Origin of the sequence: Veillonella parvula, assembly GCF_048309325.1 — a bacterium.
Lineage (GTDB): Bacteria > Bacillota > Negativicutes > Veillonellales > Veillonellaceae > Veillonella > Veillonella parvula_T.
In genome coordinates this window covers 46,359-67,637 of sequence record NZ_DBFBTX010000002.1, presented here as the reverse complement: position 1 = coordinate 67,637, position 21,279 = coordinate 46,359, and the positions used below count along the sequence as shown (strand labels likewise).

Below are 21,279 nucleotides of genomic sequence, written 5' to 3'. Positions count from 1 at the left end.
GTCGTAACTATACTTAATTATTAGATAATAACAATAAGGGGATAAGGGTGTTAGTATGAAATCTTGGATACTTAAGAATTATGAAATGATACTTACTGTACTCATTTCAATTATGATATGTACGACGCGGTCATCTATGGCTTTTGGTAATTTTATTTATGGACTTATAGTACTCGTTACACTTTTAACATGGTGGTATAAAAGAGATGAAGTTTCTATACCAAATTCGATACGCCAATATGGATGGGCGTACTTAGGTATGCTGTTATGTATATTACCGTCTGCATTTATTAGTGATAATATACGAGTGACGACTAAGTACTTCTTTAATATTTGGATTTGGAAGATTTTAATTATCGTACCAATCTTGCTATTTATCAAGAGTTCTCGCAAATTATATACTATTTTATCAATATTTTTTGTGTATATAGGCATCGATGCTCTATCTGCCTTTGTACAATATTTACTGGGGTATAATGTAGGAACAGAGGGTCGTGCAGGTGGTGTCATTAATGGCTCTATGATGGGGCTAGCTATGTTGTTAACGCTCGCTTTTCCATTAGCTTTAATTACTGTTTATGATAAAACATTTCCTTCTTATGTAAAAAAATCAGCTGTATTCTCTTTATTTAGTATAGTGTTGGGAATGTTAGGCAATCAAAGCCGTGGTTCTTGGCTATTTAATGGTATTAATGGTGTACTTATTACATTGCGCTATTCCTTTGTTAACATTCGTTATTTATTGGTACTTCTTGTGGCTGTTATAGGAATCAGTTTTATATTTACTAGTAATCAAGCTTATATGGCTCGTTTTGAAAGCACCTTTAATGTAACTACTGATGGCTCAAATTTAGGCCGTATCTATGTATGGGAGTCGGATAGAAAAATGATTATGGATCATCCTGTAATTGGTGTTGGTCCAGGTTTGTGGCAGAAAACATATCGAGAGCAGTATAAATCAGAAAAAGAAACCCAAGACTTAGGTCATTCTCATAATAATATGTTACAAATAGCCTCTGAATCTGGCATACTAGGTCTAATTGGGTTTTTAGGATTCTCAATTTTCACAATCTATAAATCAGTAAAAAGCTATATTATATCTACAAATCCTTATGATTTATCAATCATTGTAGGTTTTATTAGTTATTTATTTTTATTTGGATCTATTGATTATACTTGGGGTAATTCATCGGGTATTCGCATTTTTTGGGTTGTTATGGGGATTATGCTTCAATTGCGGGATAATTGAGAATTATATAGCTGTATTGGAAGGCATCTAACTACTATTTAATAGACAATTAAGTAGGATTTAAATAGACTTAAAGAATAAATAACTACATAAAAGATAGGTGAAATCTATGTTTTTTATAGTTTTATATATTTAAATATGATACAATATATGTAAATATTGGTACATTGTATTCGTATGATAGAGAGGTTGTTTTCTTAATATTTTGAGATTGAGAAAACAACCTTTTCTTATAATTGGGGTATTAGTATGAATCGTTCTATCTGTAATAACAATAATAAAAAGTTATTTATAAGTAAGCTCATAGTACTTATAGCAGATTATATTGCTATTGTTTTGGGGATATTAGCAGCCTATTATTTGCGTTTAAACTTATCAATTTTACCAGTAAGTTCAAATTTTAAGGTAGAAGAAATTTACGTATATGGTATTGTGCCTATCGTATTTTTAACTATCTTGTTGCTTAATAATGTCTATTCTGTGGTAACACCTTATTGGGATACGATGAAAAATTTGTTTCGCAGCATTACCATAGGGGTTGTCGTATCGATTGTTCTCATGTACACAGGACATGTTATTAATGATGTGTCTCGTTTATTTGTTGCCTTTGCTTATATATGTATGCTCGTATTTATCTTTAGCGAGCGTTTTATTGTAGGAAAATTACTTTCAAAAGCAGGATATTTAACAATTCCGATTCTTCTCGTTGGGGCGGGAAAGACAGCAGAACTTGTACAGAGATCATTAGAGCGTATGCCGATTACTACCTATAAGATTATTGGTTATGTAGATGATAATCCTAAATCATCATCCATCGCTAAAGAATATCCATGCCTTGGAGCCTTTAAAGATGTAGAAAGCGTTATTAAAGATACAGGCGTTCAAACTGTACTGATTTGTGCTCCGGGACTTGAGTCTAAAAAATTAGTATCCTTGATTAATCGATTACAAGTATTAGTAAAACGAGTAGCATTTGTTCCTGAATTATTCGGTTTACCAGCCAGTAATATTACAGCACGTGGCATGATGGAAGAACAAGCCGTCGTATTGCGTGTGCAAAATAACCTAGCACGCAAATCTAACCGTGTTTTCAAACGTATTTTTGATATTGTAGCTACGGTATGTGGTGGCATTTTGATTTTACCAATTCTCGGTATCATTGCTATATTGATTTACTTAGATTCTCCAGGATCTATCGTATTTGGACATAAACGCGTTGGTCAAGGTGGGAAATCATTTTCTTGTTATAAATTCCGATCCATGGTGCCAAATGCACAAGAGGCTTTGGAGCAATATCTAAAAGATAATCCAGCTGCTCGTGAAGAATGGGAGCGAGATTTTAAATTGAAAGATGATCCTCGCGTTACAAGAATCGGAAAATTCCTTCGAAAGACAAGTCTTGATGAATTGCCACAGTTGTGGAATGTTCTCGTTGGGGACATGAGCCTCGTAGGGCCAAGACCTATTGTTCGAGATGAAATTGTAAAATACGGCGACTATATTAATGACTTTTACCTTGTACCACCAGGGATTACTGGTGTTTGGCAGGTAAGTGGTCGCAGTGATACCACCTATGAAGAACGAGTTCTCATGGATTCTTGGTATGTGCATAATTGGTCTGTATGGATTGATATTGTATATCTGTTGAAAACTGTATTGGCTGTTGCTAAATCGAAAGGGGCCTATTAATGAAATACGATTATTTAGTAGTTGGGGCAGGCCCATTTGGTGCTGTATTTGCTCATGAGGCGCACAAGCGTGGTAAATCTGTACTTGTCATCGACCGTCGCAATCACATAGCAGGTAATCTATATTGTGAAAGCAAAGATGATATCAATATTCACGTCTATGGTGCTCATATTTTCCATACATCCTTGAAACATGTGTGGGATTATGTCAATCAATTTGCTGAGTTTAATCACTATGTAAATAGTCCTGTAGCAAACTATAAAGGCGAGATGTACAATTTGCCGTTCAATATGAATACATTCTCTAAAATGTGGAATATTCGAACTCCAAAAGAGGCACAAGATATCATTACTAAACAACGAGCTGCTATATCAGGGGAGCCAAAGAACTTAGAAGAGCAAGCTATTAGTCTTGTAGGTACGGATATTTATGAAAAGCTCATCAAAGGGTATACGGAAAAACAATGGGGCCGTAAATGTACAGAGCTACCAGCTTTTATCATTAAACGCTTGCCAGTGCGTTACACATACGATAATAACTATTTTAATGATCGCTTCCAAGGTATTCCTATGGGTGGTTATACTAAGATGATTGAACGCATGTTAGAAGGCATTGAAGTCCGCTTAGGTGTAGATTTCCTTAAACATAGGAATGAATACGAATCTTTGGCAGATAAGATTATCTACACAGGCCCTATAGATGAATACTTTGGTTATTCTGAAGGGATATTAGAATATCGTGGTCTTCGCTTTGAAACAGAGCGTCTCGAAGAGGAAAATCATCAAGGTGTTGCGGTGGTGAACTATACGGAAGGAGAAATTCCGTATACTCGTATTATTGAACATAAGCATTTTGAATTTGGCACACAGCCTGTTACGTATGTAACAAAAGAATATCCAAAGGACTGGGAAATCGGTGAAGAAGCGTATTATCCAGTAAATGACGTGAAGAATTTAGATCTTTACGCTAAATACGTTAAAAAGGCCGAAATGATTTCCAATGTTATCTTTGGTGGTCGTTTAGGAGAATATAAATATTACGATATGGATAAGGTCATTGCTAGTGCTTTAGCATTAGTAGAAAGGGAATTAGTATAAGTTTTGTTACGGTCGTAGGTATAGATTTGATAATCAATACTCATGTAGGAGAGTACTAGTGAATATTAAGATTTTAGTAGCAACACATAAACAATATTGGATGCCTGAAGATTCTGTCTATATGCCAATTCATGTAGGGCGAGAAGGTAAGTCTGATATTGGTTATACAGGGGATCATACAGGAGATAATATATCTTTAAAGAATGCTAATTACTGTGAATTGACAGGCCTCTATTGGGCGTGGAAAAATCTTGATGCGGATTATATTGGTCTCGTTCATTATAGACGTTACTTTACGCGCAAAGAAGTTCGTTCTGTAGAGGCGAAAAAAGAGCAAATCTTGACTGGTTTTGAATGGGAACAATTACTTTCTGAATATCCTGTAGTAGTAGCGGATAAGCGTAAATATTATATCGAATCCAATCGCTCTCATTATAATCATGCTCATCATTCAGAAGGCCTTGATGTGGCAGAGCAAATTATCGCTGAGAAATATCCAGAATATAGTGCTGCTTTTACAAAAGTTTGTAATCGTACCTGGGCTCATATGTTCAACATGTTCGTTATGCGTCGAGATTTATTTAATCAATATTGTGAATGGATGTTCTCCATCTTAGAAGAAATCGAAAAACGTGTTGATATTTCTGGTTATGATATGTATGAAGCACGTATTTATGGGTTTGTTAGTGAAATTTTGCTTGATGTATGGCTTGAAGCGAATAACATTAACTATAAAGAACAAAATGTATCCTTTATGGAGCCTCAAAATTGGTTGAAAAAGGGTGGATTATTCTTAAAAAGAAAATTCTTTAAATAATAGACCTATTTGTATTATGGAGGAATTTTTTTGATGAGAGAAATTGGATTTTCGGAGATTAAGGGTGTCTCTTTAGATATTTTAAAAGATGTGGCACATTTTTGTGATACACATGATATTCGATATGTATTAGCGTATGGAACGATGTTGGGAGCCGTTAGACATAGAGGCTTTATTCCATGGGATGATGATATTGATATCATGATGCCACGCGATGATTATAATCGCTTTATTAAGTCATATAATGACCATAATCCAAGATATCAAGTATATTCTATTGAAACCGATGATAGTTATACCTATACAATGGCAAAGGTATTCGATCAAGAAACAGTTATGGTTGATAATACATTGTGGCGTAATTTTGATAAAGCCGGTGTATTTATAGATATCTTTCCTATTGATGGGTTACCAGATGATACACAGGCTCAACAAAAACTTTTTAGACACCAACAACTTTTAAACTTGTTATTCCATGGGTCTTCTATGAAGTTTACATTCAGTAATCGCTATGTAGACTCTAAAGGTAGCTTTGCTAAGTTAAAAGGTTATGTTCGGACATTTTTAAAATTTGGTGCTATCGGCTTAATGCATTTTTTGCCAACTACAAGTTTAATTAAAAAGATTAACCAAGATGCACAACAGTATTCATTTTCCAATGCGAAATACATAAGTGTTCTCGTTGATTGTGCAAGTGGTAATAAACGAGAGGTATATGAAAAGACCTTGTTTGATAATAGAAGCTTATATCCTTTTGAGAATACTGAGTTTTGGGGACTTACAGATAGCGATTTCTATTTAAGTCATTTGTACAATAATTATATGGAAGCACCACCTGAAGATCGCCAGGTACCACATCATAACTATAGAGTGTATTGGAAACAATAAGAGGGGATTAGATTATGAAACTATTTACAGTAGGACCAACACAAATGAGAAAGGAAATTCTTGATGTAAGACATCAACAAGTTCCTTATTTTAGAACAACAGAATTTTCTGACGTCATGTTAGATTCAGATAGACTGCTCAAAAAGTTTATGAATGCACCAGAAAGCTATAAATCCATCTATCTAACAGCCTCTGGTACAGGTGCATTAGAAGCGACCATTATGAATTGTATGAATGAAACAGACCATGTACTAGTTATTAATGGTGGTACATTTGGTCAACGTTTTGTCGATTTATGTGAACTTCATGAAATTCCTCATACTATGATTAAATTAGAAGATGGTGAGGCGTTGACTGCTAACCACTTTGCGGCAGTAGAAGAACAAGCTTTTACCTTTGTTATTGCTAATATTGATGAAACTTCTACAGCGCAGTTATACGATATTAATTTATTAAGTTGTTTTGCGAAAAAGAAACAAGCGTACCTGGTAATTGATGCGATTAGTTCGTTTTTAATTGATCATTATGATATGGCTGGTAATAATATTGATGTTACTATTTTGAGTTCTCAAAAGGGACTTTGTATCGCACCAGGTATATCTCCTATTGTAATTAGTGATAGATTATATGAAGAACGTGTAAAAAATAATCATATTAAGAATCTTTACTTCGATTTCAACCAATATGTAAAAAACTTTACGAGAGGTCAAACACCATTCACACCTGCTGTTGGGGTATGTTTAGAAATGAATAAAGCATTACATCTTATTGAAGAGGAAGGTTTTGAAAATTATTTAGCTCGTATTGATAGTGTGGCTAAGGATTTTAGAAATAGAATTAAAGAATTACCTGTATCTATTCCTACTTTCACTATTAGTAATGCAGTTACGCCCATTCGTTTTGAACAACCAATTGCTAAAGATGTATTTACAATCTTGAAGGATAAATATGATATTTTTGTAAATCCTACGGGTGGCGTTAACGAGGACTATGTTCTAAGGGTGGCACATATTGGGGATACGACCATTGAAGATAATGAATTTCTCGTTGAAACATTGAAATCAGTAATTAAAGAGATTACAGGTAAATAGCATGGTAAAGGTAATAACATATGGAACATATGATTTGTTTCATGAAGGGCATTATAATCTATTAAAAAATGCGAAAGCATTAGGTGACTACCTTATTGTTGGTGTTACATCTGACTACTTTGATAAGTCGAGAGGTAAATTTAATGTTCGTGATTCGTTGATGACACGCATTGATAATGTACGCGCTACAGGATTTGCTGATGAGATTGTAGTGGAAGAGTATTTTGGTCAAAAAATAGATGATATCAAACGCTTTAATGTGGATATCTTTACAGTTGGTTCCGATTGGGAAGGCTATTTTGATTATTTAAATGAATACTGTAAAGTCGTCTATTTACCGAGAACACAAGGTATTTCTAGTACGCAAATTAGGAATTCTGAAAATGTTAGATTGGGTATTATCGGTAATGAAGTTATTTTAGATAGATTTTTAGATGAAGCTAAATTTGTAAGTGGTATTGATATTATAGGTGGTTACACAGAAACAGATGCGGTTGATACTATCTATAAATCACATCAGTTTAATGATTTAGAGCAATTTAGTTCATCTAAAATATTGTTAGATGAGGTGGATGCGGTATACATTAATATGCCTTTATCTAAACGTGTAACTTATATCGAAAAAGCTCTACAAGCAAAAAAACATGTATTAACAGAATTCCCATTTAGCAGTGACCTTGATGAAACATTACGTTTAACGAATCTGGCGAAATCTTCCAACTTAGTATTAATGGAAGGACTGAAGACAGCGTATAGTCCAGCTTTTAGTAAATTAATAGCCATGGCACGTAGTGGGCAAATCGGTAAGATATTTAATGTGGAAGCCAATTTCACACAGGTATTAGGCGATGATTTAGAGAATCAAGTTAGGATAGCCGGGGGTAGTATTTTATCTCTCGCTGCATATCCTTTATTAGCAATCTTTAAATTATTGGGTTTTGATTATAATCACGTTGATTTTATAAGCCATAAAGTCGATGATGTCGATATTTTATCAAAGATTAATTTCCTCTATGATGATGCTATGGCTTCTGCTACAGTAGCTATTAATGCTAAAGCAGAAGGTGATTTAGTTATATCTGGTTCAAAAGGGTATATTTACGTACCGGCGCCTTGGTGGAAAACAGAATTTTTTGAATTGCGTTTTGAAGATGTGAACTTGAATCGAAAATATTTCTATAAATTTGAAGGAGAAGGTTTGCGCTACGAGATTGTTGAATTCTTAACAAGTATTAGAAAGAATTCTGAAAGTTTCTTAATGAGCCATCAAGATATGATTGAAGAGGTGCGTGTTCTCGATAAATTTGTATCTAATACAGATGTTACTGTTATTTAGTATAGGGTTGGATGAGTATGCAACAATTATCTTTACGTGAAGTCCAATTAGAAGAGTTGAATCTGCTCAAAGATTTTGACCAATTTTGTAAAAAATATAATTTGAAATATAGTCTGTGTTATGGCACATTAATAGGTGCAGCTCGACATAAAGGGTTTATACCTTGGGATGATGATATTGATGTTTGCATGCCTAGACCTGATTATGAACGGTTATTAACGTTAAAAGAGCACTATAATCATGATGGATTAGAGTTAATTGCCAATCCTATCAATCATAGTTTGGATGCAACTTATGCGGCTATAATCAATAAAAATATCCCTTGTGAGAATACATATTCTAATACATTGCGTAGTAAGTATTTGTGGATAGATATTTTTCCTGTTGATGGATTTAGTGAAGATATGTCCATCATGAAAGAGATTTATGATAAATCGATTTTTTATCAGAAAATACTTACATTAGCTAGTGCTAAGCTATTTAAGGGGAAATCTCTCATCCATGCTTTAGGCAAATTAGTTGTTGTACCATTATGCCGTTTATTTGGTAAACAACGTTGTATCGATATCATGGATCGATTGGCTAAATCCTATGATTATAACATCTCAGAGCATGTTGGTGTAATAGCATGGGGTGAAGGTGTAAAAGAACGATTACCTAAACAAGATTTTGAGAAAATGACTACCATTGAGTTTGAAGACCAATCATTCTCTGTTATGTCTTGTTGGAGAGAATATCTAGACAATATGTATGATGATTATATGCAGATGCCTCCTGAAGACCAACGCTGTGGACATAATATTGTTGCCTATAAGATAGACCGAAAGGATTAAATTATGCAACCTTTACTTTCTATTATTGTTCCCATTTATAATGTTGAACAATATTTGGATAGATGCATTCAATCAATACTAAATCAAACCTATCAGAATTTAGAAATTATTCTAGTTGATGATGGTGCAACGGATTGCAGCGGTGCTATTGCGGATTCTTATGCGGCGAAGGATAAACGAATTAAGGTCTTTCACAAAGAGAATGGTGGACTTTCCGATGCTCGTAACTATGGTTTAGATCATGTTACAGGGGACTATATTTTATTCATTGATAGTGATGACTTTATTGTGAATACAATGTGTGAAAGACTGATTACTGTAGCGAATAGTAACAATGCTGATATAGTATCTTGTAATTATTATATCTATAGAGGTGATGATGATATCAGTATACATACTATGTCCGTTCAATATGATAAACGAACTTTTACAGGCATGGATATGTTACGGTATTATCTACTAAAAACGGAACCATTTGATTTAAATGTAGTATGGAATAAAATTTTTAAATTGGATTTATTCAATGGAGTGGTGCCAGTTCGTTTTCCAAAGGGACGAGTTCAAGAAGATAATTTTACTATTTTCATGCTATTTTTGAATGCTAATAGTATAGTAACAGTAAATGAACCACTTTATTATTATGTACAACGCGCAGGTAGTATAATGGCTACTTTCACTAGACGTTTTATGATAGATACAATAGAGTCCCACATATATATGAGTGATTATCTTATGAATCACTGCAGTAGTGTAAAGAATGAGCTGCAATTATATCTTTTAAATTCCTATGTGGAATTATCTCGTAGAGTCTGTGCCAATAAATGTAAGAAAGAGTACAATGATTTACTAATTCAATATAAACACTATGTATTAGATCATACGGCTGATACTAGCCATAATCCAATGTGGAAGTGTAAACAATATATAAAAAGGTTATTGGTTAAATTGTATTATTAAATATGAATCATAGTCATATTTGTACGATTATATATTACATATAATTAAAGCCCATAGAGATTATCTTTATATTTTTATTGATAATACTATGGGGTTTTCTCTAATTATGAAAGTATAGTTAGTAATATTTAATAGATATTAATGTTAGAGGATGGGTAATGTGAGAAAGAGTTACTCCGTATTAATAGAGAATATATTTTCTTTACTGACCTTGCGCGCTTTAGAATATATATTAGCGTTTATTTTAGTACCATATTTGATTCGCGTATTAGGACCATTGCATTTTGGGATGATTGCCTTTATGCAGGGGATTATGGAATATTTCCGTATTTTTGTAGATTTTGGTTATTCCTTAACAGCACCAAAGGCAATAGTACAGGCTGAAGAACAGAACATAAGCTCTCTATTTGCCAAATATTTTTATGGAAAAGTATGTATATTAATATTTATTACCGCTGTATTTTTTGCTATTTATAATCTACAACGCATATTATTAGGGAATACAATTGATATATTATTATTTCAGGTCATGTACTGTGGAATTATAGGCAATGTTTTATTTCCTGTATGGTTTTTCCAGGGCATACAGAAGATGCGGTATATTACCATCTTAAATATGAGTGGTCGTATCTGTACAATGCTAGGTATATTTTTACTTGTAAAATCTCCAGATGATTATATACTTGCTGCATTCTTACAATCTTGTACTCCATTAATTGCAGGTATTTTTTCAATAGTTTGGTTAAGAAAACACTATACAGGATTATTCAAATTGCCACCTATGGGTGAGATTATTAATTCTTATAAAGAAGGCTGGTCTATATTCGTATCTTCGTTGGCAGTTAACTTGTATACTGCAACTAATGTAGTAGTATTAGGTATGCTTACGAATAATGTTATCGTTGGTTACTATAGTGCTGCTGATAAATTAATTACCTGTGTTCGAAGAGGTATATATGCTGTAAGTGATGCAATATATCCATTTATAAGTAAGATGATGAGAGATGATATTCCCAAGGGATTACAGTTTATTAAAAAGCAATTATTCCTGTATTTGATTGTAGGCCTTGTTGGTTGTACATCTTTATTTTTCTTTTCAGATACTATAGTTAGGCTATTGTTCGGAGCTGATTATGATTTAACTGTTGATGTATTACGAATCTTGTCTTTTGTTCCATTAGCTGTTGCTATTAGTACTGTATTTGGTGAAGAAACGATGTTACCCCTTAATATGAATAGTGCTTATAGTCGGACTCTAGTATTGGGAGCTTTCTTTAGTTTGATATCTATATTTCCATTGTGTTATTTGTGGGGGGCTAAAGGAGTAGCAATAACAATGCTATTAACTGAATTTTTAATTATGAGTATTATGGGAGGTTTATTAAGGAAGCAACTCTTTTAAGAGGTATTAAGTAGTTTGAGAGATTTGAGAGGTTTGTTTCAATATGATTAGTTTAGCATATTATAAAATTCAAGAGATTTTGCTTTGTGCAATGATAATTTCATTACCCTTAATGCGGATACCAGATCGGTATACCTTATTTTCGATGGGAAATAATCTGTCGATGGTATTTTTGTTTTTTTCCATTTTTTTATTTATTGTGTATAGCATATGGAAAAAGAAGACAGAGGTTCCATTTAAACTATATTTTATAATATCTGTCGTTTGGATTGTTTTTTGTACTATATTGGGGGTATTTTCTTTTCCTTTTTACGATACTGTAATTTATACGTACTTAATCAATACATCCGTTGTCCAAAAATTATATACTCTATTCCCTTCATTTGTAGGTAATGAATTTGTTCTACAAGTAAAGTTGATGGTGTCCTTAGTTTGGTATTTATTCAGAAACTTTATATTCCCATTAATTGGTTTATTCTTAATTATTTTTAATCTTTATAAAGATGATTATAAAAAAGGCCTTGATACCATTGTTAATGCTTCACGAATATTAACAATTCTATGTATAGCTTACTCTATTATAGAGGTTTCTTGGCTATGGAGTGGTTCGGATTATTTAGCTAGTATACTAGTAACTATTAATAATAGCTTATATGATCCTGTTGTACAAAGTGGGTGGTGGCCTCCAGAATTATGGCCAGGCCAACTTAGAAGCCTTGCATTGGAACCATCCTATTTTAGTATGATTGGCGTATTCTTGGCTCCATTGTTAGGTATTCATTATGTGAGTGACAAAAATAAACTTGATATTGTATTAGCATTTCTATTGATTTCTATGATTTTCTTAACCAAAGCAAGAACTGGTGTAGTTATCTATCTATTTGAATTGGTTACATTTGTACTGCTCAGTCTTGTATTTAGGTATACGTCTTGGTGGAAAATCTGTTTATTCACCGTAGGTCTTAGTGTATTAAGTTATTCGTTTGTCATTATGGGAGACTCCGTGGCGAGCCCTCTTATTAGAGCAAGTATTTCAGAAATAAACACTGTTGATGAAACCTCTAAAGCTGTATCGGTAGAAAAAGCGCTAGATAACTATATTGATAGTAATGTTAAATCTGTTAGTAATGCGAGCTCACGGTCTAACTCAGCAAGATTTGGTAATACGGTAGCTATGTTTAAAGTAGGTCTAGATTACCCTTTGTTTGGTGTTGGTAGAGGTTTGCATTCTAACTATATGGTGGATCGATTCCCGGATTTTGCTAAAGATAGTGGAGAGGTTAAGCAATGGACAGAGGATGTGTTACGAAAAGGGTTTTTAGCGTTTGAATACCCTGTACTCAACGAATTTGCAGCTATATTGGCTTGGTTTGGTGTTATAGGGGAACTATTATTTATTACACCAATTTTATATATTTTATATAAAACATATAGAATTAGACGACATATACAAAATCCGACGTTAGTTTATTTATTAGTAGCATTCTTTGGTCAGATTGTATGCTTTATGAGTAATGAATTTATATTAGCGTATCCAACCCTTGTAGGAATTTTGATTTGTTATATTAAATTTTATGAGAATAGTAACATATAAATTGTATATGTACAGGTATTATGTTTGCTACAATTTTTGATACGATAAAGAAATGTGCTGTTATCAAGAAATTAATAATAGAGGAGCTTATAAGTGGTAGGAAAATGAAAATACGATTGCCAAAAAGTATTAGTTGATTAGATGACTTTTCTAATATGTACGTGGTATGACTATAATCTAAATAGGGATTCACTTGTTCAAAGAGGATGTTTATCGTATTGATAAATAACAAGCCTTAGTAAATTAATGTTCAAAAGTAAGGATTTTTGAACATCACTTTTCTAAATAGTAGATTGATGTACAAAATGCTGATTTTTTGTACATTAATTATTATCGTAATAAGTATAGCTTAATAAAAAGGCAGCTGGTGTATAATCAGCTGCCTTTTTTATGTGTAAAATTTGTCACAACATTCTCATATATTTCATGTATTTTATGATGTATACAAGTCATCATGGTAGTTACCAGTTGGCGTAGTATTCATATAGTTTGAGAGGAAGAATATGAGGTATAGAGAATGAGAGCGAGCAATATTGAATTGTTGCGTATCATTTTGATGATACTAATTATTATGCATCATTTTAGCGTGCACGGTTGTTTCCCCTTTACACCAGATTTAACGTTTAATAAGGTGTTTCTCCAAGTATTTGGACTTGGAGGCAAGGCTGGTGTAGTTGCCTTTGTTATGATAACAGGCTATTTTATGGTTTCTAGTAGTTTTAAGCTGCACAAGTTTGTGAAGTTAGTAGGGCAAATATGGTTTTATAGCATTGCTATGTTCGGCGTGGCTATGGGTTTAGGACTCGATACGGTGACGTCAAGGAATATGATGCTCGCTTTATTGCCCATTGGTGCCATGAGTTGGTTCGCCCAGAACTTTTTAGTACTCTATTTATTAACGCCTGTTATTAATCGAGTACTTCGTTGGCTACAGCGTAAATACTACGTTATGCTTCTAGTGGTTTCCACGGTAATTTGGTTCTTAATACCGACGGCATTGAATTTGTGGCCTAATGTACCGCATACCACCTTTGGATTCAAACATATCTTTTCCTTTGTCGTATTCTATTCGATGGGGGCGTACATCAAGCTGTACGGCTCACATATAACAAAGAAAATAGGTATTATATTTAGCGCCATAGGCTTTGTAGGGGCCTTTCTAGGGGACATCTTTGTCGATGTACTAGCCATGACGAATCCAGCGTATATGAAACAGATTTTCTACTTTACGCAAAATGATTATGGCTTCTTTCAATTGCTATTAGGTATTGGGTTATTTACTATTTTTTTGAAAGCAAAGATCACTTATCACCCTTGGATCAATGCGGTAGCATCTACTACCTTTGGCATATACCTATTGCATGATAATAAGCTATTCCTTCATTACATGTGGGATAATGTATTGGCAACGTATCAGTACTATGATTCAATACTATTACCTCTGTATGCAATTCTTGTAGTGGCGCTTATTTTTGTTATCGGTATGATTGTAGACTATGTGCGGTTAGCTTTCATAGAAAAACCTGTGATGAAAGCAATCACGCCGAGCCTCGAGCGAATTCAGTCAAGGGTTGAGAAAGTACTGCCATTATAATGCGATTATCGGTGTTTTTTGGTATAATATATAAGTATTCTTACCATAAAACGGGAGGTAATTATAATGCGTAAATTCTTATATCTGTTAGCGGCGTTGCTTGTATTAATTGGCATTAGCACAAACGATGTAGAAGCTCGTCAAGATGTGTATGCTACGACATATCTCGGTAATAGCTGGTATGTAGATCAAGACTCTGTAAAGCGAGTGGGGGATATACTCAACTTTACGGTGTACACAACGGCAGGTCTTAGCTATAAAGTAACATCTAGTGATGACAATTATTACAATGCAGACGTATTTTACGATAATAATAAACTCGTATCAGATAATGGCCAATCCGTATGGAAGTCGCCAGGCATGATGGCAGCCATGCGCGTGGCCCGTAGATAAACAAAAAAGGCAGGAATTATTGATATGTCCTCCATTACTGAACATCTAGTAATGGAGGACATGTTATATAATCTCTGCCTTTTCTTTTGCTTTTTATTATATATTTTTGTATATTTCTATTTATAGATTCTTATGGACTCGCTTATATGTTCGATATATAATTGGATTAGGATAGTCAGCGAGGTTGGGCCTCTCTTCGTTAATGAAGGGAGGGGTGTCTATGAGTGATTATGAACTAATCATGCTCCTGCTTCAAGTAATGGCTGTTGTCATCGCTTTCGGAGCACTAGTAGCACTTATTTGTTTTGGAAAAAGCAAATAGCCCTTCGTTACCGCTTGGTAGCTAGATAAAACGAAAAGGCCATTTCCTAATTTCTATTAAGTTTCGAGATGAGCCCGACGTGACTACTCGCTTGGCTATCTACCTATATTATAGGGATAAAAATATATATCGTCAAATTGAGATGAAATACATTATTATAATAACTACATATAAATAATCATAAAAGCTGTACATACATAGATTAGACTAAACGGCTTTGATGTCAAAACGAATGTAACATCAAAGGTGGTTCAAAAATCGACTGTGTGTACAGCTTTTTGGTTTTAGTGTGTTTTTGTGAAAGTAGTCATAGGACTACCATAAAGGGATCTTATTATTTTTCAAGTTTCTCTACTAAGCGTTTTACTGTTTCTTGTAGATCTTTATTTTGAGCTTCTAATGCTTGTACGCGTTGTTCTAGTGCGTTATAAGAGGCAGGGGACATAGCAGTAGACAAAGATTTTCCTGGTCTATAGGTGATACCTACATTGGCCATAACGTGATTGTTCATTGTAAACCCTGTGGTGAGTAAAAGATTATCTTTGTGATAATAGCCTACACCTAGAGCTACTGCATTTGCATTTTTATAATGACCGTAGCCCGCCATGTATTGAACGCGATTATCCGGATCATATGGTAATGGATGTAATGCAGCTAATGCAGCGGCACGAGCATCACCTTTATTGGATTCCGATTCAACACGTTGTACCTCTTGAGATACATGTTGTACAGATTTTTCAATAGTGCTAATAGAATTATTAAGCTGTTGACTTGTACTTTTACCAAGGGTATCAATCATTTGATGAACGCCGTAGAGTTGGGATCCGTTGACCGCATCTGTAGAGGTAGCACTCACGCGACCTGCTGCGAGATTGGTAATCGTCCGTTCCTTGCCCTTAGCCCCTACGGATACTGTTGATACAGGGGCGGTGCCGGCATAGTTGACGGTAGTACCATTTTCAAAGGTATGGCTTGCTGTACCGACTACATCGCCGTCAGCGGAATCATTGCCAAGGACAACGCCATTTTTTAGAGAGGTAGTCACATTATTGCCGAGAACAAAGGTGTTTTCTCCAGAAATGTGGTTGTAATTACCTATACTGTAAGAATTGGCTGCATCAATAGCTGTTTTACCGTATTCGCCCTGGCCGAATACACCGGATGCGGTCGCTTTCTCTGATAGTGTATTATAAGAGCCTACAGCCAAACCTTTTGCGGCATTTACATTCACATAATGCCCTACGGCAAGGTCGAACTGACCGTTTACTGTTGAATTCGAGCCGATGGCTACAGAATTGCTGGCCTTACTGTTAGCACCTTGAAAATTACCAATCCACACGTTTTTATCACCTGCGGAGTTTTCCCCTGATTGAGTCCCCATGACAATGGAGTTCGTCAACTGGCTTGCATTACCTGCGGCGAAACCGACGGTTACGTTAAAATCGCCAGTACTGCCTCGGAAGGACTTCGCCCCAAGGTTGATATTGCCGCCGCCTGATGAGCCGGCCCCAGCAGCTGCACCTAAGGCTATGTTATTACCTTGCGCATTAACATTCTTACCCTTGCCGTTCGCCGCACCGGCATTCTCACCGAGGGTGATGTTACCGCCTGTTCCTGCGGTGAAAGTTTGACCTTCCTTGCCGATGTTACCGTTGTTATCAACGATATTGACCGGCGCCGCATAAACTGTGGTGGATAAAGCTACCATTACAACACTTGCTAATACAAAACGTTTCTTACTCATCGTATACACTCCTTTGTGTACAAACAAACTTTCACAAAACTTTCATAAAAAGACTTACATGGCTACTATAATACCAAAAAGGTATATTGTAAATAGAATATTCATATAAATTCAATAAATATACAATATATTCTATAGGTATTTATAGTTAATAAGAAACCTTTGACACATATTTATAAAATTTAAATATTTATTTATTCTATAAATTGTATTCTAGCATTTTATATGTATAAATTGCATTCTATATGCATTGACAAGCCTCTATATATTTATATAAAATAGAAATAATTTCATGTTTTGTTCATGATAAAATCATGAGTCATCGGCGTGTGTAATGACGTATTAAGTACATAATTAAATAAATAATTATGTGCGTAATGAAAAGTGTGTTTGTACGTAAGAGTGTGTAATGAAATATATAATCGTGTTGATGAGTGCCCTTTATATGTTTGTCATGCCTGTATCGGGGGAGCAGGTAAGTAAAGCAGAGCAGCCTATACAGGGGACTAGGGTAAAACAAGTTCATAGTGAAAGTACGGTCGCCTTATCTGACGACTCAGATACATTCCATGTTAATTCGTCTCATACTCCAGATCATGTCATCGGTCAGGGCGGATTGGAGATGCCGGACTCCACAGATAAAAAGACGACTCGTTATTCCGATACGGATGCAGTCAACTCTGCGTTGCAGGCGGTGGTTATGACTGGTGTTCATTCCGCAATGCACGGATCGAAGGCAAAACCGTGGATGCAGAGAACCGTCGTGTCATTGCGCTTTCAGAAAAACTGGAAGCCCTTGTACGGTGTGGAAACATTGCAACCACTAGGTTACTATGATGAGACATCTCGTCATGTGTGGTTTACACAGGAGAGGTTGGCGAATGCAGCGGATACAGGAACGACGGCGAATGTGGGTATCGGCTATCGCCGAATCGCAGCGAACGATGACCATTATTACGGTGGTAATCTGTTTTATGACCATCGGTTCAGAGGTAATCACAGTCGCATGAGTGTCGGGCTGGAGTATGTATCGGGTATCGGTGCATTTCGCATGAACTGGTATCGCGGTGTGTCCAGCGAGCGTTCCCTTGACGGTGCGACACGCTTGGAGAGCGTGTCTAACGGATATACTGCGGAATATGGGACTAGCTTTAAGAATGCCCGTTGGGCGCGCGTGTACATGGAAGCCTATCGTTGGCAGTTGCGGCGTAGTGAGGATAAGCATGGCTTGCGTATCGGTACGGAGTTGCAGCTCACGCCGAGGATTTCCGTGGACATGGGCTATAATAAGCCCGAGCATGAGCATGGCAGTCCGTACGGAAAAATCATGTTCCGTCTAGCCGGGGTTGATACGGCATGGTTTGGTGGTAACCATCGATCGGATGCAAAAGCATCGGTTCGTGCGAATATGCTAGAAAATGTGCGCCGCCAACATACGGTGCACGTTGATTGATAGATTGATATATATATATTTATTATTTTGATAAAAGTAGCATAAGAATCCATATTTATTTTTTAGATAAAAGCAACATAGGGAGCTGTTTTATCATATCAGATGATTGTCATCTGATATGAAAAGACAGTTCCTTTTTTTATACATTAATTCATAAAAATTTATTTTGTTTACAAAATAGAAAAAGAGTGGCACAATATTCATGAAAATATAATGAAGAATAAGTTACACGTGGAATTCATTAGGGATTGGAGAGGATAAAATGAGCAAGCGTAAACTTATATTATCGGTGTTGATTAATGGTGTGTTGTTATCGAGCCTATATGTGGCCGGAGCGGTGGATGTGGCACCGGGTAGCGGTAACGGTGTAGCCATCGGTACGGGTAGCAATGCACCAAAGGCGGAAAACGTAGCCATTGGTAAAGGGGCTACTATAGAGTATTCGGGTGGTGTCGGACAGCCGTCCACAGGTGATATTGTAATTGGTGGAAAGGCACATATTAATAATTATATTGATCAAGGTGGCGGCATTGCCATAGGTGCGAATTCATTCGTCGAAAATATGGTAGGCGGAATGGAAAGAGCGTTTGATTTTAATCAGGCTGGATACAAAAATCTTTTTGGTATACCTTTCGGGCTCCCAAAAAATCCTGAAAAGATGGTAACCGGAATGGCTATTGGTCAAAACACCTATGCTCGTTCTGGAAGTATTATGTTGGGGACCCATAATTATAAAGGAAAATTAGGTGATGTGGATGTAGATAGTTCTAATACCAAAAATAATAATGGACATTTATTTTCCACAACTATAGGAGCGAATAGTTATTCTAATGGTTTGTTTTCTTCTATTGTAGGGGCTTATTCGATTGCCTCTTCAGGTTATCCTACCACTACCGCTGATGCCACTAAGAATTTTGGTGCTACTATTACAGGGTCTTTAAATAGTATTGAATCGGCAAGTGCTAGCTCTCAATACTCTGGGGTTGCAAATAGTATCGTAGGCACTGCCAATCGAACCTTTAACTCCAATGGATCTCTCGTTTTTGGTGCTGGGAATGAAATAACGAATTCTGTAGCCGATATTTCAGCGCCAAGTTCGGGAGGTAATTCCGCTAAAGAACTAGCTGAGAAATTACGTTCTGCTGTCAAAAATTCTAATGGTGGCGGTTCTACTATGGCATTTGGTAGCGGTAATAAGGCGGATTATACATTTCGCTCCGCACTTATGGGTGTCAATAATACATTGACCGGCTCTCAAGGCAAAGAAAGTGAGAATACCATGTTGACGGGCTTTCACAATACGGCGGATAAGGTGTCCAATACGACCGTAATAGGGTCTGAAAATACGGTGACTAATTCTAAGAACAGTCTTGTGATGGGGGATAATCGTGAGGTAAAAGATGTCAATCATGCGGTTCTTATCGGTTCTACAGACAGCAAGACTACGACATCTGTTAATAATGCGGTCGCTGTCGGACATAATACGAATGTAACCGTAGAGGGCGGCGTTGCATTGGGCAGTGAATCGAAGGCTACTGTGGCAGCTGGATCCGTTGGGTATGATCCGAGTACAAAGGCACAGTCCACGAATACGGATTCTACGTGGAAGGCGACTAAATCGGCCGTATCTGTCGGTGATGCAAATAACAATATTACGCGTCAGATTACATCCGTAGCAGCCGGCACAAAGGATACGGATGCGGTGAATGTGGCACAGCTCAAAAAGTTGCAAAATCAAGTGAATGCGAACGGTTCCACTACCGTCAGTGCAGGTAAGCATATTAATGTGACAACTACGACGAACGGAACTACTAAGGATTATAAGGTAAGCCTATCTGACGATATAACGAATCAGATTACAAATAACACGACAAATATTAACAATATACAAGGTGATGTGACCAATATTAAAAAGAATGTAACCAATATTCAAGGTGACATTACTAATATCAAGCAGGATGTAACCAATATGGGGCGGAATGTAGCTCGTCTCGATAAAAAGGTTAACAAATCCGTGGCCGGAGCGGCCGCACTTGCTGCCTTGCATCCATTGGATTTCGACCCTGATGCAAAATGGGACTTTGCTGCTGGGTATGGCCACTACCATGATGGCAATGCCGCAGCATTGGGGGCTTTCTACAGACCAAATGAGGACTTGCAATTTAGTGTAGGATCTACTGTTGGTAATGGCGAAACGGTTGTGAATGCTGGTATGTCCGTGAAAGTAGGTGCTCACAGTAATGTATCCCGTTCTCGTGTAGCTATTGGTAAGGAAGTTTTGGAGCTTAAGAAAACTGTAGCGGTACAAAATGTGCAGATTCAAAAGTTGACTGCTCTTTTGAATGGATTGGCCGGAACGAATATGAAAGCAGACCGCAGCACATTATTCCCTGATGTGCCGAATAATCACTGGGCATATGCGGCGGTTAGCGATCTATCTCGACGTGGTCTTGTAGAAGGATATCCTGATGGTACATTCGGAGGAGACCGTATGTTGACCCGTTATGAATTTGCTCAAATTGTGTACCGAGCTATTCAAAACGGTGTTGCTGTCGATGATCGACTCGTATCTGAATTTGGTCCTGAAATGGCGTTATTCCGTGTGGATACTATTGCCAAGAATCATGAAGGACAACCGACTATTGAACGTGTAAGGGTCAATAAAAAATAGAATACTTATATATATGATTTATATTGTGAAAGCCGAGGCTCTAGGGCCTCGGCTTTTTCGTGTACCTGTAGGTGATAATTTTTCTGTATATAAAATTATCTTATCTATGAAAGTACTAAACTGAAAAGTCTAAAAATATGAAATTGATT

16 protein-coding genes are annotated in these 21,279 nt (G+C 36.0%); 15 read left to right on the top strand and 1 reads right to left on the bottom strand.

Features of this window, described 5'->3' with window-relative positions:
• The first annotated feature begins 55 nt into the window (after positions 1 to 55).
• The 13 genes from ACMKPP_RS00745 to ACMKPP_RS00685 all read left to right on the top strand — a co-directional run bounded on the left by ACMKPP_RS00745 (position 56) and on the right by ACMKPP_RS00685 (position 14,940).
• Positions 56 to 1,249: an O-antigen ligase family protein gene (locus tag ACMKPP_RS00745; protein WP_077707881.1), complete on the top strand. Its 1,194-nt coding sequence runs from the start codon at positions 56 to 58 to the stop codon at positions 1,247 to 1,249.
• Positions 1,250 to 1,498: 249 nt separating this feature from the next.
• Positions 1,499 to 2,938, top strand: coding sequence for an undecaprenyl-phosphate galactose phosphotransferase WbaP (gene wbaP / locus ACMKPP_RS00740; protein WP_119563097.1), 1,440 nt, complete (start codon positions 1,499 to 1,501; stop codon positions 2,936 to 2,938).
• Entirely contained in the window at positions 2,938 to 4,035 is a 1,098-nt protein-coding gene (gene glf, locus ACMKPP_RS00735; protein ID WP_418369153.1) for a UDP-galactopyranose mutase, read from the top strand. Before wbaP ends, glf begins: the two co-directional genes overlap by 1 nt.
• Positions 4,036 to 4,093: 58 nt before the next feature.
• Positions 4,094 to 4,852 (top strand): DUF4422 domain-containing protein, encoded by a 759-nt coding sequence (locus tag ACMKPP_RS00730; protein WP_278460792.1) that lies wholly within the window; start codon positions 4,094 to 4,096, stop codon positions 4,850 to 4,852.
• A gap of 33 nt (positions 4,853 to 4,885) precedes the next feature.
• On the top strand, positions 4,886 to 5,740 hold the full coding sequence (locus tag ACMKPP_RS00725) for a LicD family protein (RefSeq protein WP_119563094.1): 855 nt from the start codon (positions 4,886 to 4,888) through the stop codon (positions 5,738 to 5,740).
• Between the two features lie 14 nt (positions 5,741 to 5,754).
• Positions 5,755 to 6,831 carry a pyridoxal-phosphate-dependent aminotransferase family protein gene (locus ACMKPP_RS00720; protein WP_270279121.1) on the top strand — a complete coding sequence of 359 codons (1,077 nt, stop codon included), beginning with the start codon at positions 5,755 to 5,757 and terminating at the stop codon, positions 6,829 to 6,831.
• Between the two features lies 1 nt (position 6,832).
• Entirely contained in the window at positions 6,833 to 8,167 is a 1,335-nt protein-coding gene (locus ACMKPP_RS00715) for an adenylyltransferase/cytidyltransferase family protein (RefSeq protein ID WP_418369152.1), read from the top strand.
• A gap of 17 nt (positions 8,168 to 8,184) precedes the next feature.
• Positions 8,185 to 9,000, top strand: coding sequence for a LicD family protein (locus ACMKPP_RS00710; protein WP_418369151.1), 816 nt, complete (start codon positions 8,185 to 8,187; stop codon positions 8,998 to 9,000).
• Between the two features lie 3 nt (positions 9,001 to 9,003).
• Positions 9,004 to 9,957: a glycosyltransferase gene (locus ACMKPP_RS00705; RefSeq protein WP_316057872.1), complete on the top strand. Its 954-nt coding sequence runs from the start codon at positions 9,004 to 9,006 to the stop codon at positions 9,955 to 9,957.
• Positions 9,958 to 10,117: 160 nt separating this feature from the next.
• On the top strand, positions 10,118 to 11,359 hold the full coding sequence (locus tag ACMKPP_RS00700) for a flippase (RefSeq protein WP_418369150.1): 1,242 nt from the start codon (positions 10,118 to 10,120) through the stop codon (positions 11,357 to 11,359).
• A 418-nt stretch (positions 11,360 to 11,777) separates the two neighbouring features.
• Positions 11,778 to 12,953, top strand: coding sequence for an O-antigen ligase family protein (locus tag ACMKPP_RS00695; protein ID WP_316057871.1), 1,176 nt, complete (start codon positions 11,778 to 11,780; stop codon positions 12,951 to 12,953).
• 517 nt (positions 12,954 to 13,470) lie between these two features.
• A complete protein-coding gene (locus ACMKPP_RS00690) occupies positions 13,471 to 14,547 on the top strand; it encodes an acyltransferase (RefSeq protein WP_418369149.1) in 1,077 nt (358 codons plus the stop codon).
• A gap of 66 nt (positions 14,548 to 14,613) precedes the next feature.
• Positions 14,614 to 14,940 carry a Tat pathway signal protein gene (locus tag ACMKPP_RS00685; RefSeq protein ID WP_418369148.1) on the top strand — a complete coding sequence of 109 codons (327 nt, stop codon included), beginning with the start codon at positions 14,614 to 14,616 and terminating at the stop codon, positions 14,938 to 14,940.
• Positions 14,941 to 15,596: 656 nt separating this feature from the next.
• Here ACMKPP_RS00685 and ACMKPP_RS00680 read toward each other — a convergent pair.
• Entirely contained in the window at positions 15,597 to 17,006 is a 1,410-nt protein-coding gene (locus ACMKPP_RS00680) for a YadA-like family protein (protein WP_418369147.1), read from the bottom strand.
• Between the two features lie 409 nt (positions 17,007 to 17,415).
• On the opposite strand from ACMKPP_RS00680, the gene ACMKPP_RS00675 reads away from it, so the two are divergent.
• Positions 17,416 to 18,459, top strand: coding sequence for an inverse autotransporter beta domain-containing protein (locus ACMKPP_RS00675; protein WP_038125593.1), 1,044 nt, complete (start codon positions 17,416 to 17,418; stop codon positions 18,457 to 18,459).
• 262 nt (positions 18,460 to 18,721) lie between these two features.
• The gene (locus ACMKPP_RS00670) at positions 18,722 to 21,130 is read left to right on the top strand and encodes an S-layer homology domain-containing protein (RefSeq protein WP_418369146.1); all 2,409 of its coding nucleotides are present in this window, start codon (positions 18,722 to 18,724) and stop codon (positions 21,128 to 21,130) included.
• The last annotated feature ends 149 nt before the right edge of the window (positions 21,131 to 21,279 follow it).

Coding starts and splice junctions, on each gene's coding strand:
- ACMKPP_RS00745 (WP_077707881.1), top strand. CDS start 56: ATGAAATCTTGGATACTTAAGAATTATGAAATGATACTTACTGTACTC.
- wbaP (WP_119563097.1), top strand. CDS start 1,499: ATGAATCGTTCTATCTGTAATAACAATAATAAAAAGTTATTTATAAGT.
- glf (WP_418369153.1), top strand. CDS start 2,938: ATGAAATACGATTATTTAGTAGTTGGGGCAGGCCCATTTGGTGCTGTA.
- ACMKPP_RS00725 (WP_119563094.1), top strand. CDS start 4,886: ATGAGAGAAATTGGATTTTCGGAGATTAAGGGTGTCTCTTTAGATATT.
- ACMKPP_RS00720 (WP_270279121.1), top strand. CDS start 5,755: ATGAAACTATTTACAGTAGGACCAACACAAATGAGAAAGGAAATTCTT.
- ACMKPP_RS00715 (WP_418369152.1), top strand. CDS start 6,833: ATGGTAAAGGTAATAACATATGGAACATATGATTTGTTTCATGAAGGG.
- ACMKPP_RS00710 (WP_418369151.1), top strand. CDS start 8,185: ATGCAACAATTATCTTTACGTGAAGTCCAATTAGAAGAGTTGAATCTG.
- ACMKPP_RS00705 (WP_316057872.1), top strand. CDS start 9,004: ATGCAACCTTTACTTTCTATTATTGTTCCCATTTATAATGTTGAACAA.
- ACMKPP_RS00695 (WP_316057871.1), top strand. CDS start 11,778: ATGGTGTCCTTAGTTTGGTATTTATTCAGAAACTTTATATTCCCATTA.
- ACMKPP_RS00690 (WP_418369149.1), top strand. CDS start 13,471: ATGAGAGCGAGCAATATTGAATTGTTGCGTATCATTTTGATGATACTA.
- ACMKPP_RS00685 (WP_418369148.1), top strand. CDS start 14,614: ATGCGTAAATTCTTATATCTGTTAGCGGCGTTGCTTGTATTAATTGGC.
- ACMKPP_RS00680 (WP_418369147.1), bottom strand. CDS start 17,006: ATGAGTAAGAAACGTTTTGTATTAGCAAGTGTTGTAATGGTAGCTTTA.
- ACMKPP_RS00675 (WP_038125593.1), top strand. CDS start 17,416: ATGAAATATATAATCGTGTTGATGAGTGCCCTTTATATGTTTGTCATG.
- ACMKPP_RS00670 (WP_418369146.1), top strand. CDS start 18,722: ATGAGCAAGCGTAAACTTATATTATCGGTGTTGATTAATGGTGTGTTG.